This window comes from Citrobacter sp. W9, from assembly GCF_026719375.1.
Lineage (GTDB): Bacteria > Pseudomonadota > Gammaproteobacteria > Enterobacterales > Enterobacteriaceae > Citrobacter > Citrobacter werkmanii.
This window is the reverse complement of the sequence record NZ_JAPPTE010000001.1, coordinates 62,386-76,308: the sequence shown is the minus strand read 5'-3', so window position 1 is coordinate 76,308 and position 13,923 is coordinate 62,386. Positions and strand designations below refer to the sequence as shown.

Sequence of the window (13,923 nt, the reverse complement as noted above, 5' to 3'; positions counted from 1 at the left end):
AGTGGTATTCTCAATCGCATCGCGCAAGCCTGACTTGTGGTGTTTTTAATTCAGCTAACCCCGTGGACTGCAAGCAAGTTTTGTAGGACACCGCCAAGGAGACTCAACGTGTCTGAACTGTCTCAGTTATCCCCGCAACCGCTGTGGGATATTTTTGCCAAAATCTGTTCTATTCCTCACCCGTCCTACCATGAAGAGCAGCTCGCTGAACACATTCTGAGCTGGGCCCAGGAGAAAGGTTTTCACGTCGAGCGCGACCAGGTCGGTAATATCCTGATTCGCAAACCTGCCACTGCAGGCATGGAAAACCGCAAACCGGTCGTTCTGCAGGCGCACCTGGATATGGTTCCGCAGAAAAACAACGACACCGTGCACGACTTCACCAAAGATCCTATCCAGCCTTATATTGATGGCGAATGGGTGAAAGCCCGTGGCACCACGCTGGGCGCGGATAACGGTATCGGTATGGCGTCCGCGCTGGCCGTACTGGCGGATGACAATGTGGTACACGGTCCGCTGGAAGTGTTGCTGACCATGACCGAAGAAGCGGGTATGGATGGCGCGTTCGGTTTGCAGGCAAACTGGCTGCAGGCAGATATCCTGATCAACACCGACTCTGAAGAAGAAGGTGAGATCTACATGGGCTGCGCAGGGGGTATCGACTTTACCTCAAACCTGCCGCTGTCCCGTGAGGCGGTTCCGGCTGGTTTCCAGAGCTTTAAGCTGACCTTAAAAGGTCTGAAAGGCGGTCACTCCGGCGGCGAAATCCACGTTGGTCTCGGTAACGCTAACAAGCTGCTGGTACGCTTCCTGGCGGGTCACGCTGAAGAGCTGGATCTGCGTCTGGTCGATTTCAACGGCGGTACGCTGCGTAACGCGATCCCGCGTGAAGCCTTTGCGACCCTCGCCGTGGCCGCAGATAAAGTTGATGCGCTAAAAGCACTGGTTAACACTTACCAGGACATCCTGAAAAACGAACTGGAAGCCAAAGAGAAGAATCTGGCTCTGCTTCTGGATGCTGTCGCCAACGATAAAGCCGCCCTGACCACGCCGTCTCGCGATAGCTTTGTTCGTCTGCTGAACGCCACCCCGAACGGCGTGATCCGCAATTCCGACGTGGCGAAAGGCGTGGTGGAAACCTCCCTGAACGTCGGTGTCGTGACCATGACTGACGATAATGTACAGATCCACTGCCTGGTTCGCTCGCTGATCGACAGCGGTAAAGACTACGTGGTAAGCATGCTGGATTCACTGGGCAAGCTCGCCGGTGCCAAAACCGAAGCCAAAGGTGCGTATCCTGGCTGGCAGCCGGATGCTAACTCTCCGGTTATGCACCTGGTTCGCGAAACCTATCAGCGTCTGTTCAACAAAACGCCGAACATCCAGATTATCCACGCCGGTCTGGAATGTGGACTGTTCAAGAAACCGTATCCGGATATGGACATGGTTTCCATCGGGCCAACTATCACCGGTCCGCACTCCCCGGATGAGCAGGTTCATATTGAAAGCGTCGGCCACTACTGGACGCTGCTAACCGAGCTACTGAAGTCGATTCCAGCGAAATAAGTCTCTGTAATAAAGCCGGATAGCGCTGCGCTTATCCGGCCTACGCGCTGATTTGTAGGCCGGATAAGGCGGTTACGCCGCCATCCGGCAATACATCAGAGTCAAATTCCCAGCAGCAGTTGCCTTTCCAGCTGTGGATCAAGCAGCGTGACGTGTAATCCCACCAGCCTTACGCCTCGCCCTCCCCGACGTTCATCCCAGGTTTTGCGCGCTGTTGCAATTAAGTCATCTTTGCTTAAGCGCGGCCAGACGTGCTCCTGCGTGGTTTGCTGAAAATCATTAAACTTGAGTTTAATTCCCTGCCGGGCGATCAACAGATCCGGTTTTACCTTTGCCAGACGTCGTTCCAGTTCGGGATATAGCCGCTCAATAATCTCCTCACATTCAGCCCATTCATGAATATCTTCTGCCAGCGTACGCTCAACGCCGACAGATTTGCGCAGTCTGTCGTTGTTGACATCCCGCTCATCAATGCCCTGGCTGCGTTCCCACAACACGCGACCAAACTTACCAAAACGTTTGAGCAACATGGCCAGGTCGTATTTTTGAACATCCTCGCAGGTACGCAATCCCATCGCTTCCAGCTTAGCGGCAGAAACTTTGCCTACGCCGGGTATTTTCCCTAGCGGCAACGTTCTGAGAAATTCGGGAACATCAGCGGGGGTAATGACATATTGCCCGTTGGGCTTATTGAGATCGGAGGCTATTTTTGCCAGAAACTTAACTGGCGCAATCCCGGCTGAGGCGGTTAACTGTAACTCGTTGAAAATCGTCTGGCGGATCTCCTGCGCTATCAGCGTGGCGGAACCGTGACAATGAGCACTGTCGGTCACATCCAGGTAGGCTTCGTCCAGCGAAAGAGGTTCGATCAGCGAGGTATAACGGGAGAAGATCGCCTGAATCTGGCGGGAGGCTTCTTTATAAGCCTCGTATCGACCAGGCAATAACGTGAGATGTGGGCACAGTTTTAACGCCATTCCGGTCGGCATTGCGCTACGTACGCCAAATTTACGCGCCGGGTAATTGGCCGTGCTGATAACGCCCCGGCGTTCACGACTGCCGCCGATAGCAATGGGAATGTCGCGCAGGGCTGGATTATCACGCATTTCCACCGCCGCGAAAAAACAGTCCATATCAACATGTATGATTTTGCGCATGACTCGCCTCCCATAACACTGTTTAAGTATACAGTATTTTTATGGTGTGAGAAGTCTGATTATGCCTTACGCTGGACCATTCATGACAAAGCGCGCATCGCACAGGTAACGTACGATGTCCGTGGTCTTATGTTCTGCGGGATTACCCGCCGTACTGACAAAAAGCTTATTCACTTTGCGAATCTTTGCCCGCAGCAATTTTTCGATCGTCATCAGGCGAAATGCATCATTTTCAACGCAGAAAAGCTCATAGTCACCCAGACGCTCTCCACAAATTTCACAATGATTCATCCAGTAACGTAGCCCGGTGGTTTTACTTTTATCCAGATAGTAATTGCTGGCCTTAATGTTCTTTTTTATCTCTTCAGGCAGAGAATTAATATGAAACAGAAAGGTATTCCGTCGAATAGATTGCCAGCCTTGGCCATCATGATCCTTTCTAATAAACCGGGTAAACATCACTCCGTGAATATGGGTATGCTGGTGGCAGTTCCAGCAGCGCATCTTCGAGGTAATTACCAGATAGTACGGCGCGACGATGTTAAAACTGTCGGTGTTGTAGACATAGTCACGAAGCGCCTCGTTTAGCTCATGAGGTTCGGTATACCAGATCCCTGAAATCTGGTCGAAATGCGCGCCCTGACAGGCCACATCCGTGACGTTATCAGTATGAATATCCAATGGAATAATATGGGTTACATCTATCACATTGCCTTCCTGCGGGATAATTTGCCCCCCACGTTGCGTGGAGGACCGGGAGTCAAATTAATGAGTGACGGGAGCAGAATGTTGACGTAAAGAAGTCACCTGCTTTTGTTTGTCCAGCTTATCAATCAGCGGTTGTACGACCTTCTCGCCGTGTTGGCCAAAATATTGATACAGCGTATCAGAAGCGCTTTGCGTTAATACCATGATCTCAATGCGACGGTTGCCGGCGCTTTCCGGATTTTTCGCATCCAGCAGCATTTGGTCGGCCATTGCGCTGACCTGCATAACTTTATTCTGCGGCATTCCGGCATCTTCCAGTACGCGTCGAGCAGACAATGCGCGGTCGCCTGACAGGTTCCAGTTGTTGTAAATGTTACTCTTATAGCTTATCGCGTCCGTATGCCCGGTGATGATGATCTTATTGTCCAGCGAGTCAAACACGGGGGCCAGCTCAACCAGCAGCGATTTAAAGAACGGCATAATTTTGGCGCTACCGCGTTCGAACATATTACGGTTCTGATCATCTTTAATCAGTACGCGCAACCCCTGAGGAACAATCTCCATCTCAAGGTTGGTCTCCATATGCGCCTTGCGGGCAATGACGTTAATGTCGGTCGCCAGCTCGCCTAACTCCTGGGCTGATTTTTGTTTCAGTAACGCCGTTTTCTCATTCACATCCAGCGCCTTTTTAGCGTTCTCTTCCGTGATCCTCGCCGTCTCCTGTGGATTCTCGGTTTTATCAAGCTTGTTGCGCGTGACGTTTTTCTTCTGCGCGCCTGGCGCTATCGGCAGTTTGCCCAGCTTGTTTAACGGCGCCATACCGCCACCGTTAAAGATTGACTGGCCATGCAGCGCCGCCACGATATTTTCGCGGTCAGCCTTGCTGACGCTGTTCACAATCCACAGCGTCATAAACAGCGCCATCATCGCCAGCGTAAAGTCAGCAAAGGCGACCTTCCACGCCCCGCCATGATGGCCTGCATGGTTCTTTTTAATTTGTCGGCGGATAATGGTGGTTTTCGCGCCGCGATCGCGACGATTTGGCCCCTTCCTCATGCTTATTCCTGCTCCAGCATCGCATTAACCCACGCATCCAGATTGGCGAAAGTGGGTTTAGAGGCCAGATGGAGAAGTTTACGGCCAGCATCGACCGCCAGTAGCGTCGGTTTACCGCCCGCTTGCGCCACCAGAACGGTACGAACGCATTCGAGCAGCGAATGCTCTGCCCGCGCCTGCTGTTCCATGGCGTTTGCCAGCGGGTCCATCAGGCAATAACAGATGAATACCCCTAAGAATGTCCCCACCAACGCCGCCGCCACTTTCAGACCGATAAGCGCAATGGAGCCATCGATAGACTGCATGGTGATGATGATACCCAACACCGCCGCGCAAATCCCGAAGCCAGGCATCGCCTCGGCGGTACGCTGCAAAGAGCGCGAAGGGGTTAACAAAGACTCTTCAGCGGTATCCAGTTCCTGATCGAGGATCCCTTCCAGTTCATGGGCATCGATTTTACCCATCGCCATCAGACGAAAGTTATCGGCGATAAATGTCACCAGTCGCTTCTGAGTCAGCACCAGCGGGTATTTTTGGAAAATGGTACTTTCTTCCGGCTGTTCGATATGCTGATCCAGCATACGCAGACCACCGTTCTGCACCATTTCCAGCAGCTCATACAGGCACATCAGTAGCTGACGCTGAAATTCCGGTCCCATTTTCTTTTTACTGATCACCCCTTTGATCTGATGGGCGATCTCTTTCAGCACATGTACCGGGTTCCCAATAATCATCGCCCCCAGGCCAGCACCAACGATAATAATAATTTCTGCTGGCTGCCAAATAGCAATTAACTGCCCTCCAGCCTCAAAGTAGCCGCCAAATACGCAGCCCAAAACCACTAATAAGCCAAAAATCTTTTGCATTACGTCCTCCGCATGTTGATTCGGAATTGTTAGTCTGGATATAAACAATCACGAATCTTGTGCGTGATTTTTTTATTCATTTGACAGATTCGGGCTTCGGTCAGCCCTAATACCAGCGCGATCTCTTTTAAATTCATATCGTGTTGGTAATACATTGAGAGCACGAGGCCCTCTTTTTCGCTGAGTTGGCTCAGGGCGTAACTCAACATTTCCTGCGTGACGAATTGCTCTTCCAGCCCCCGCCCTTCGAGCGGTGCTATCGGCATATCGCCATTCAGTAATTCATCCAGGCTGGCCAGCGTTTCCGCACCTTCCAGCTGTTGGTATTCCTGATAATCCTCAGACGATAATCCCCGTCGGGACAACTCCTCCCATGAGGGTTCATGCCCAAGCTGTGTGCGCGCATCACGAATCAAATCTTTAATCTGATGGTATTTTTGGCGTAGCTGGCGAGGCCGCCAGTCGAGGCTGCGCAGCTCATCCAGAATTGCGCCGCGTATGCGGTGAACGGCATAACCGGCAAAACCTTCGTCTGGTTGACCGTAGCGTCGAATCGCATTCAGCAATCCCATCAACGCCGTTTGTTCCATATCCTGCCTGTCCATAACGCAGGTACATTGCGGCGCAAGTTGACGCACCACTTTGCGCACCAACGGCAGATAAGCCTGTAAATAATGGCTCTCTTGCTTTGGCGTAAGCATGGGCGTCGCATTAAAGTCTTCTGACTCGTAAGCATCCTGTATCATGTTATTTCCTGGCTTGTCGCTTATTGGAAAACGACTTTTTTCACCAATATCTCCTTATAAGGTGTCGCCATTTTGCGTTTCGCTAATTCAACTTTCAGATTTTCAAATATTTTCTTTCTGATTTCGGAGATCTTCAGCGCCCGAATATCTTCATATTTCATATTCGAAAGCTCATCTACGGTAATACTTTGATAGAGCGGTTCGTCCTGCTTAATTTTTTCAGCGTCTTTCTCTGAATCAACAACCATCACCAGCTCAGCGACCATATAGCGATCGCCGCCTTCATCATCATGCAGCGTAACCACCGTTTCTGGCAGGGAGACAAAAATATTGTTGGACTCATCCTGGCTATCTTCCGCTTCGTGAGCGGGAGTCGCTGCCGCAGCCGTGGTTCCCTTATTCATAGCATGATAAATGCCCCATCCGGCCCCCCCCGCAATACCCAAAGCGACGACGGAACTGATCACACACGCGATAACGATTTTCTTCATTTTGCTTTTACACTTTGATCAGAACGGATTCATTCCGTTGAAATTGAGGTTCATCATTGAGCACTAATGCTGACGCCACCTCATCCTGTTGATGACCTGACTGCTGTTTTTGCTGCTGCGATTGCCCCTCGGAAGAGACCTGAACATTGACGTCCATGAAGTTCTGCGCCGTCAGGTGCTGACGTAGGTTTTCGCTAAACTGCTGCAATGAGCGGCAGACATCGCTCTGATTTGCGCCGATGTGTACCATCAGCTTCCCAGCATCCAGTTGCACAGCAATTTCAAGTTTGCCCAGCGACGGAGGATCAAGACGAATGGTCGAAATTTGCTGTTGCTGACCTATCTGGAACTGAATTCTGTCTTTAAGCAGCGCAGTGAGTTTCTCCCCGAGTTCCTCCGTTGACATCGTCACTGGTGTGGAAACTGGCGTCGACACGATGTTATGCTCGGTCAGTGGATTCACTGGCTGATTTCCCTGCGCCGCGGTATTGAGCAAATTCTGCGTAGAGAGCGCAGGATTGACCGTCACCCCAGCGGTTTTTCTCTCCACCACCGGGCGAGGACTGGGGTTCTGGGTTGATTTCACCCGAGCAGAAATTTGTTGGGAGGTCGAGAGTGACGCAGGCTCCGGCGCAATCGCTCGCAGATCCTGGGCGGAAAACGTCGCCAGCTTAGCCTGTTGATCCGGGGTTGCTGGCGGCAAATCCTCGCTGAGTGACGCCAGTAACGTTTGCAGCTTAGGCGGCAGTGACGATAAGTCAGTTGTGTGCTGATCAGCCGATGGCGCGGATGTTTTTTCCGGCTGGGCCATGGCGCTCGCCAGTTGGCGCAGCAATGATGACCCCGAATGGGTGGTTTGCACCTGCGCCAGCATTCTCAACATGTCGCCATCAGGCTGCTTTTGTACATCGGCCGGGGCTGCCTGAGTCGGTTGCGCCAATAGCATAGCCAGCAATGCCTGCATGGCTGCCGGATTCGCGTCGTCTTGTTTATGCGCAGCCACCGATGTCTGCTGATGACTCAGTTTTGCGCCAATCAACCGCTCAGCCGCGGCGTTCAGCCCCGACTGGGATAAAGAAAATGCGCTGCCGCCCTCAGGGGTTGACGGCGCCGAAATCGTCGCCTTTTCCGGTGTGGCCTCTGCCGACGCACTGACCGAGGCCAGTAATACAGGATTCATGCCTTCTCCGAAATTAAATTAACCATTGAATACGCCAACATTCCTTCCTGGTTTTGCTGATGTTTCTCCATCCGCGTTTTGAGTTCTTCCGCACGCTGCGTTCGCCGCGCAATTAATGTCTCAAACGCGACCAGCAGTCTGCTTTTCACTTCCCGTAGCGCCTCGGCGTCAGTTTCCCAGGCAGCATAGGCATGAAAGTCACGCATCACCTGCTGATGCAGACCTGGTAATCGACGCCACCGTTTTTGATCCAGGGCATCGTTCATCGCCGCCACCAGGGCATAAAGCTGCTGTTGCTGACGCTCTCTTTCCATCGCCTTATCCAAGTTTTGCTGACAGACCTTCCCAGCCTGTACGCAGATTCGTCAGGATGAGGATCACTTCATCAATTTTTTCTAACGACAATTCGCCGCTGGCTTCATACAGGCGGTAGACGCAGTGGTCATACAGCCGGGAGAGATTCACCACCAGCTCACCGCCGGTTTCAAACTCCAGCGAGCTGGTTAAGGCGTTGAGAATATCGATGCATTTATTGATGCTTTGCGCTTTACGCTCGTAGCGTTTGTTCTCAATGTGGCTTTTCGCGCGTTCCAGTTCGTCCATCAGTCCCGAAAACAGCACCAGCACCAGCTCTAACGGCGATGCTGCTGCCGTACGCGCAGCAAGATCCATCTCTTTGTATTGCGAATAACCATCCTGCGTGTCGTACATATTGGTTCTTAATCCTTCTCTTAAATCAGCCGGTTACATAAACGCGGCCATACTCACTTTCATGGTGTACACCTCAACCAGCGTATTGGTGTACTCTTCCACATAGCGCTCGTAGTTGGTGTTATAGGTTTCGGTCAGTTGATCGCTTTCGTCCTGGATTTTGCTCTGCTGGTCGTCAATGTTTTCCTGGCGCATGGCAATGATGCCGTTGCTGGAATCCAGATAGCTGTCCATCAGGTCGTCCATTTGTGCGACCATGCTGTCGTCACCGACAAAAATAGAGGTCAAACCGTCCGGGTTTTTTTCCATTTCTTCGCTGAACTGGGTGGAGTCGATTTGTAAGTGACCGTCGGAATCCAGCGTGATGCCATAGTCGACAATCGATACGCCGCCGTATGAAGCGTGAGCGATATCATCCATTTGGTTTGCCAGCGAATTCATCCCGGCATCACCGGCAAAGACCCCGGCCGCGGTGTCGTCATCGCCGTAGCTGGTGAGAGAATCTATGGTGTCGATTAGCGTGTTATAGGCATCCACGAAGGTTTGCACTTTTGCCTGAGATCCACTGGAGTCTTCCGCGACGGTAAAGGTGGTCACATCATTAGGATCATCAGGATCGCTGACCTCGGAAAAGGTCATGGTCACGCCGGGGATAACGTCATCGAAAGTATTCGAACTACTGGTGATGGCAGGACCGGTTTCACTTCCCAGATGAATTTCTGCGTCCTGCGGATTCGTGATGAGCTGCTCACTGGAAGACTCCGCCGTCGCAAAATCGGTGTTGCCCGTAACGCTCACTGAAAAGCCGCTTTGTGCTCCGGTGGTATCAGAGGTCAGCATGATAGTGGTGGTGCCGTCGGTTTTAACCAGCGCCGCCGATACGCCAGGGTTGTCATCCGAGTCATTAATTGCATCAACCAGTTCGCTGGCATCAATAAAACTGTCGCCATCTTCATCAGCAGCCGCGAGATCGATATCCATGGTCGTGCCGTCATCCATCGACAACGTAAAGGTACCGGATGCGCTGTACTGGTCATCACTCATGCTGAACGTGGTTTGTTGCGCCTGTGCAAGTGCCGAAACATAAAATGAATAGGTTCCGGCCTGAGCTTCCGAGTTTGCGGATATGGTGTTTGAATCATTGCTCGACGTAGCAGAAAACGTCAGCGGGCCGTCGGTGTCACTGTTAAGCGCATCAATTGCTGACTGAAAGTCGGTGAGCGCCGAACTTAACGAGTCCAGGCCGTTGCTCTCTGCATTCAATTCGTTCTGTTCGTTTTGCAGATTTGCCGCCTGGGTGGCGATGTCCGCGTAGGCAAATTCTTGTGCTAATTTTTGGATCGGACTCGTAAAACTCATAATCAGTGACTCCGTGCAACGTTAGTTATGTAATAGCAAAACGCATGCCAATATTTTTTATTATTGATATTCAGTAAGTTAAGTTAGTAGCGGAAATGAATTTTCCCTTCCTCAGGAAGGTTTCCAGGCAAAGGCCCGGTTGCGGAAAGCACAACACCGCCGGGTGGCGGTGTTGTGAATGACATTACGTCAGGAATTACTGCAGCAGGCTGGAAACCATGCTGGACATGCTGTTGGACTGCTTCAGCATGGTGATACCCGTTTGCATCAGCACCTGTTGCTGGGTCATGTTGGACGCTTCCGTCGCGTAGTCGGTATCCATAATGTTACCGATCGCCACTTCAGTGTTGTCCTGCATGCTGGTCAGGTTAGCCGCGGTGTCGTTCAGGCGGTTGATGGATGCACCCAGTTTGGACTGGATCTTAGACACGTCGTCCATTGCAGTCTGGATAGTTCCAATCATCGCGTTTGCAGAGCCAGAAGTGGTCAGTTCGGAGCCGCCAGAAATACCTGCGCTACCGGTCTTATCTGCCTGGTCACCTTTGAAGGAAGCACTAACCTGATCCAGTGCGTTAACCAGAGTGTCCAGTTGGCTGGAAATATCAACGGTCATGGTGTCAGAAGATTCAGCGCCAACCTGGAAGGTTACGCCGCTCTGGAACAGACCGTCTTTACCGGTGTTGCTGGTACCGGAAACACCGAACAGGTTGGTGCCGCCGTAAGTTGTGTTCTGCAGCATATCGGACATCTGCTGGCCCAGCTCGTCGTATTCGTCCTGCATCGCCTGCAAATCTTCATCGCTGTACGTTCCGTTCGCCGCCTGAGTAGACAGGTCTTTCATACGGCCCAGTACGTCGGTCATTTCGTCAAACATGCTGTCGGCTGTCTGCAGCATGGCAGTGGCATCGTTGATGTTGCTCAATGCAACGCCCATGCCGCTGGACTGCGCGGTCAGACGGTTGGCAATCTGTTTGCCCGCAGCGTCATCTGCAGAGGAGTTAATACGGTTACCTGTCGCCAGACGTTCCATAGAAGTAGACAGTGATGCGCTGCTTTTGTTGATAGCATTTACAGCAGACATTGATGCGGTATTAGTATTAATCGATAACATGGTACTGCTCCTTGGGAATAATCGTTTTCGTTTCGATACTCTGTAAAAACGACCACCCGTTTGGAAAACTTAAAGCGCTGCAGAAAATTTTTTTTGACGCGTTACACAACATCATTAGCGAGATAAAAAACGCTTCCACCTCTATTTTAGCTTTGCGTGCTACCTCCCCAAAAAACCACTTTCTAAGGAAGATCTCAATCAAGATTTAATTAAAAGATTATTAGAAATATCTAATAACGGCTTGGTTGCTTACGCGCCATACGGGTTAACTTTTTGATAAGAATAAGATTATCCCTAGATGAAATCACTTTAAAAAGCCTGGTTATAGCCATGTTTTACATTTAGTTGCAAATACCCTGTACTTTTATATTGTGAGTCTCGGGCACTTTCGCTACATTTCAAATCCTTTTTTGGACAGCATAAAAAACACTCAATAGCGATTCAGCTGCAGCTTCACAGCACAAAGAAATTTCAATTTCTCCAGAATTTTAATGCACTGATTTTTAACGGTGTGACACCAGGGATATAAAATCTTGCACGGGTATACAAATCGATGAGTATCGTAGTCAACAACTGGCGGATGGATTCCTCGCTTAATGCGTTAATCCATTGTGAAACAGGCGAGATACGTCGCCTGGGCGAATACCATTTTATTCTGTTAGAGACATTAGCTAAAAATGCCGATGTCGTTTTATCTCGGTCATATTTAATGAGCGCAGTTTGGAAGAATCGCATCGTCGGTGGAAATAGCCTGCCGACAGCCGTTCATGCGCTGCGTGTTGCGATCGATGATGACGGTAAGCAGCAAGAAATTATAAAAACCATACCTAAAAAAGGGTATTTATTTAATAAGAACTACCTCACTGAAACTATTGACCTTAATGAAACTGTGGCTGATGACAGCACCATTGATGAGGTCGAGAAACGTACCGAGATTGTTGAGTCCCCTGCGCCTGATGAAATGCTTCCATCAACAAATCATGGGGAAATGCCCTTACTTAACAGTCAACTATCGTCAAGAAACCAGAGAAAAACGGCCATCAGGCGGCATCCTTACCGAGCCGTTCTGATTACCTTACCCGTTATCGTTATCGCGCTGTCGTTATTTACTTTAATCTCTTATTTTAAAGCACCATCTGTTACTAAAACGGAAGAAACTCCGCAACTGGTTAAAGAGACACTTGAAAATGCCGACCGTGTTACGGTATATCAACTTTACGACCCCGGTGAGAATAAGAAATCATCATCGCTTGTTTCAACGCATATTCTTCCCGGTATCGAGCAGCTCAACCCTCTGTTGGTAAGCCATAACGCCTCGATGACCTTGTATTATCGGATCTCACTGAACAAACTCGCCCTTGATATTGTGCTTAGCAATCAATGCAATGACAAATGGCAGTTAGCGCTAAGTTTTGAACATTGGCTAAATAAAGATAATGAAATGAATGGTATTTTAATTAAAGAAGTGGAGAAAATGTTAAATGAAATGCCAAAATGCAAATAATTTCTTTTTCCCTGCCCTGTCTGCTTTCACGCTATTTTTCACATTTACGGCTCATGCCCGCATTGAAAATACGGTCATTGCCAATTACGACCTTACTACTGGCAAAAACGTACATTATGAACTTATCGCAAGTTCTCTGGATAAAAGCACCACGATCACTCTCGTCCCTTTGGAGCAAAATAATAAAATGCCCTCTACGTTTAAAGTAGCGTCGTGTATTAATCATTATACCGGCTCATATAAACAGGGTGAGTTTCACTTTAGTACCACCAAAACCGATCAAAACGATTATCGTATGGCTAATTTCGGGGCATTTGTCACTGAGCACAACCTGCATACATGGTGGCTCCATATAACTCCGCAGCAAAATTTGATTTTTACTCGGGATGTCGGAGGTCTGTTAATCACAGACCCCTCTGTATTTAACTTTTCAACCAAAGCATGCCAGCAGAATTAACTTAATAAACTACGGACAGTCTGGCTGGAAAGTCGGGCTTGTCCATTCACCGCCTGCGCTAATACCTGATAATTGTGATTAGCATGATCCAAAACCCCACCCAATGATTCAGAGGCTTGCACCGCACTTTCTGCCTGTGGAAAACGCGCCATACCGTCAATGAGCTGCCGGGCCTTCTCCTGCTGGGCAGCCATTTGCGCACGTTGATCGCCAATAATATCCAACGCCTGCTGTAATCCGTCCTGAGTTCGGGCTCCGCCCTGTGCTACATACTGTTGAAGCTCCTCTGAACGTGAGGGATCGGCAAATGTTTTCAGCGGGGTAAACGCTGATGACTTCGCACCGACATCGCGTACGCTCAGGGTTTGCTGGATCTGCGACCACTGCTTTTCCGTGGTGGAGAACGTTAACGTGCCCTGCCGATCGTGCACCTGTACGCCGACGCGACGCAGCGCGTTGCTCATCATTATCTTGTACTGGCCTGGCTCCATATCCTCACCCACCACCACCGCCGAGTGCTGCGTTTGCCGCCCATCGGAAACACTAAACATGCGCGAGCTTATGGCATCTTTTTGCAGCATCTGCGCCAGTTCAGGCGCGTGAAAGGTCACTCGCGCCTCGCCCTGCAAAACCGGACGCAGTTGCCTGTCCACCGCGCCGCCGGATAACGCCGTTCTTTTATCCAGCCACTGGGTAAGTTCGGCTCCCTTTTGCTGCTGCGCCTGCCCGCCACGGCGCGAGGCATGGCGATAATCCAGCAAATGCTGTTCCAGTTGTCCCAGATAGTGATCGGCCTGCTGTAGCGTCGTGAGCTGATCGTTAAGCTGCACGCTATAACGCTGAGGCCGGGTGGTAATAAGCGGTGAGGCCGGGTAATCACTCGCCGTTGCGGGTAACTTTTGACGGACAGGGGCATTCTGCGCAACGGTATGCTGCTGCACAGAAGGATTAAGCGCTCCGCTACCGGAGAGTGACGTTGTATTTAAACCGACCTGCATACTATTCCTGAGC

At 50.5% G+C, this 13,923-nt stretch carries 15 protein-coding genes; 3 read left to right on the top strand and 12 right to left on the bottom strand.

The annotated features are described in order from the left end of the window. The first annotated feature begins 108 nt into the window (after positions 1–108). Positions 109–1,566, top strand: coding sequence for a cytosol nonspecific dipeptidase (pepD, locus tag OOJ59_RS00410; protein ID WP_087856472.1), 1,458 nt, complete (start codon positions 109–111; stop codon positions 1,564–1,566). Between the two features lie 101 nt (positions 1,567–1,667). Here pepD and dinB read toward each other — a convergent pair whose 3' ends face one another. The 11 genes from dinB to lafA form a co-directional block, all read right to left on the bottom strand. Next, positions 1,668–2,723 (bottom strand): DNA polymerase IV, encoded by a 1,056-nt coding sequence (gene dinB / locus OOJ59_RS00405; protein ID WP_038637679.1) that lies wholly within the window; start codon positions 2,721–2,723, stop codon positions 1,668–1,670. A gap of 66 nt (positions 2,724–2,789) precedes the next feature. Beyond that, the gene (locus OOJ59_RS00400) at positions 2,790–3,431 is read right to left on the bottom strand and encodes a DNA primase (RefSeq protein WP_160956227.1); all 642 of its coding nucleotides are present in this window, start codon (positions 3,429–3,431) and stop codon (positions 2,790–2,792) included. A gap of 57 nt (positions 3,432–3,488) precedes the next feature. After that, positions 3,489–4,487 carry a putative lateral flagellar export/assembly protein LafU gene (gene lafU / locus OOJ59_RS00395; protein WP_160956226.1) on the bottom strand — a complete coding sequence of 333 codons (999 nt, stop codon included), beginning with the start codon at positions 4,485–4,487 and terminating at the stop codon, positions 3,489–3,491. 2 nt (positions 4,488–4,489) lie between these two features. Then, on the bottom strand, positions 4,490–5,353 hold the full coding sequence (gene motA / locus OOJ59_RS00390) for a flagellar motor stator protein MotA (protein ID WP_006685923.1): 864 nt from the start codon (positions 5,351–5,353) through the stop codon (positions 4,490–4,492). A 29-nt stretch (positions 5,354–5,382) separates the two neighbouring features. After that, entirely contained in the window at positions 5,383–6,099 is a 717-nt protein-coding gene (locus OOJ59_RS00385) for a FliA/WhiG family RNA polymerase sigma factor (protein WP_038637670.1), read from the bottom strand. Positions 6,100–6,119: 20 nt separating this feature from the next. Next, on the bottom strand, positions 6,120–6,590 hold the full coding sequence (locus tag OOJ59_RS00380; RefSeq protein ID WP_038637667.1) for a flagellar basal body-associated FliL family protein: 471 nt from the start codon (positions 6,588–6,590) through the stop codon (positions 6,120–6,122). A 7-nt stretch (positions 6,591–6,597) separates the two neighbouring features. After that, complete coding sequence (locus OOJ59_RS00375; RefSeq protein ID WP_193156907.1) at positions 6,598–7,770, bottom strand: flagellar hook-length control protein FliK; 1,173 nt, start codon at positions 7,768–7,770, stop codon at positions 6,598–6,600. Continuing rightward, entirely contained in the window at positions 7,767–8,084 is a 318-nt protein-coding gene (locus OOJ59_RS00370; protein ID WP_087856476.1) for a flagellar protein FliT, read from the bottom strand. The genes OOJ59_RS00375 and OOJ59_RS00370 overlap by 4 nt, the downstream gene beginning before the upstream one ends. Before the next feature lie 4 nt (positions 8,085–8,088). Further along, complete coding sequence (gene fliS, locus OOJ59_RS00365) at positions 8,089–8,481, bottom strand: flagellar export chaperone FliS (protein WP_003843794.1); 393 nt, start codon at positions 8,479–8,481, stop codon at positions 8,089–8,091. Positions 8,482–8,514: 33 nt separating this feature from the next. Beyond that, positions 8,515–9,840 (bottom strand): flagellar filament capping protein FliD, encoded by a 1,326-nt coding sequence (gene fliD, locus OOJ59_RS00360; RefSeq protein ID WP_087856477.1) that lies wholly within the window; start codon positions 9,838–9,840, stop codon positions 8,515–8,517. 196 nt (positions 9,841–10,036) lie between these two features. Beyond that, entirely contained in the window at positions 10,037–10,951 is a 915-nt protein-coding gene (gene lafA, locus OOJ59_RS00355; RefSeq protein WP_087856478.1) for a lateral flagellin LafA, read from the bottom strand. A gap of 553 nt (positions 10,952–11,504) precedes the next feature. Here lafA and OOJ59_RS00350 point away from each other — a divergent pair. Both OOJ59_RS00350 and OOJ59_RS00345 read left to right on the top strand, forming a co-directional pair. Further along, positions 11,505–12,455 carry a transcriptional regulator gene (locus OOJ59_RS00350; protein ID WP_160956224.1) on the top strand — a complete coding sequence of 317 codons (951 nt, stop codon included), beginning with the start codon at positions 11,505–11,507 and terminating at the stop codon, positions 12,453–12,455. Next, positions 12,433–12,912, top strand: a complete 480-nt coding sequence (locus tag OOJ59_RS00345) for a hypothetical protein (RefSeq protein ID WP_160956223.1) — start codon at positions 12,433–12,435, stop codon at positions 12,910–12,912. The genes OOJ59_RS00350 and OOJ59_RS00345 overlap by 23 nt, the downstream gene beginning before the upstream one ends. Here OOJ59_RS00345 and OOJ59_RS00340 read toward each other — a convergent pair. After that, a complete protein-coding gene (locus OOJ59_RS00340; protein ID WP_160956222.1) occupies positions 12,909–13,910 on the bottom strand; it encodes a flagellar hook-associated protein in 1,002 nt (333 codons plus the stop codon). The genes OOJ59_RS00345 and OOJ59_RS00340 overlap by 4 nt on opposite strands. Positions 13,911–13,923: the final 13 nt, after the last annotated feature.

Bases quoted from the DNA above. Each gene is read 5' to 3' on its own strand.
- dinB (WP_038637679.1), bottom strand. From the start codon at position 2,723: ATGCGCAAAATCATACATGTTGATATGGACTGTTTTTTCGCGGCGGTG.
- lafU (WP_160956226.1), bottom strand. From the start codon at position 4,487: ATGAGGAAGGGGCCAAATCGTCGCGATCGCGGCGCGAAAACCACCATT.
- motA (WP_006685923.1), bottom strand. From the start codon at position 5,353: ATGCAAAAGATTTTTGGCTTATTAGTGGTTTTGGGCTGCGTATTTGGC.
- OOJ59_RS00385 (WP_038637670.1), bottom strand. From the start codon at position 6,099: ATGATACAGGATGCTTACGAGTCAGAAGACTTTAATGCGACGCCCATG.
- OOJ59_RS00380 (WP_038637667.1), bottom strand. From the start codon at position 6,590: ATGAAGAAAATCGTTATCGCGTGTGTGATCAGTTCCGTCGTCGCTTTG.
- OOJ59_RS00375 (WP_193156907.1), bottom strand. From the start codon at position 7,770: ATGAATCCTGTATTACTGGCCTCGGTCAGTGCGTCGGCAGAGGCCACA.
- OOJ59_RS00370 (WP_087856476.1), bottom strand. From the start codon at position 8,084: ATGGAAAGAGAGCGTCAGCAACAGCAGCTTTATGCCCTGGTGGCGGCG.
- fliS (WP_003843794.1), bottom strand. From the start codon at position 8,481: ATGTACGACACGCAGGATGGTTATTCGCAATACAAAGAGATGGATCTT.
- fliD (WP_087856477.1), bottom strand. From the start codon at position 9,840: ATGAGTTTTACGAGTCCGATCCAAAAATTAGCACAAGAATTTGCCTAC.
- lafA (WP_087856478.1), bottom strand. From the start codon at position 10,951: ATGTTATCGATTAATACTAATACCGCATCAATGTCTGCTGTAAATGCT.
- OOJ59_RS00350 (WP_160956224.1), top strand. From the start codon at position 11,505: ATGAGTATCGTAGTCAACAACTGGCGGATGGATTCCTCGCTTAATGCG.
- OOJ59_RS00345 (WP_160956223.1), top strand. From the start codon at position 12,433: ATGAAATGCCAAAATGCAAATAATTTCTTTTTCCCTGCCCTGTCTGCT.
- OOJ59_RS00340 (WP_160956222.1), bottom strand. From the start codon at position 13,910: ATGCAGGTCGGTTTAAATACAACGTCACTCTCCGGTAGCGGAGCGCTT.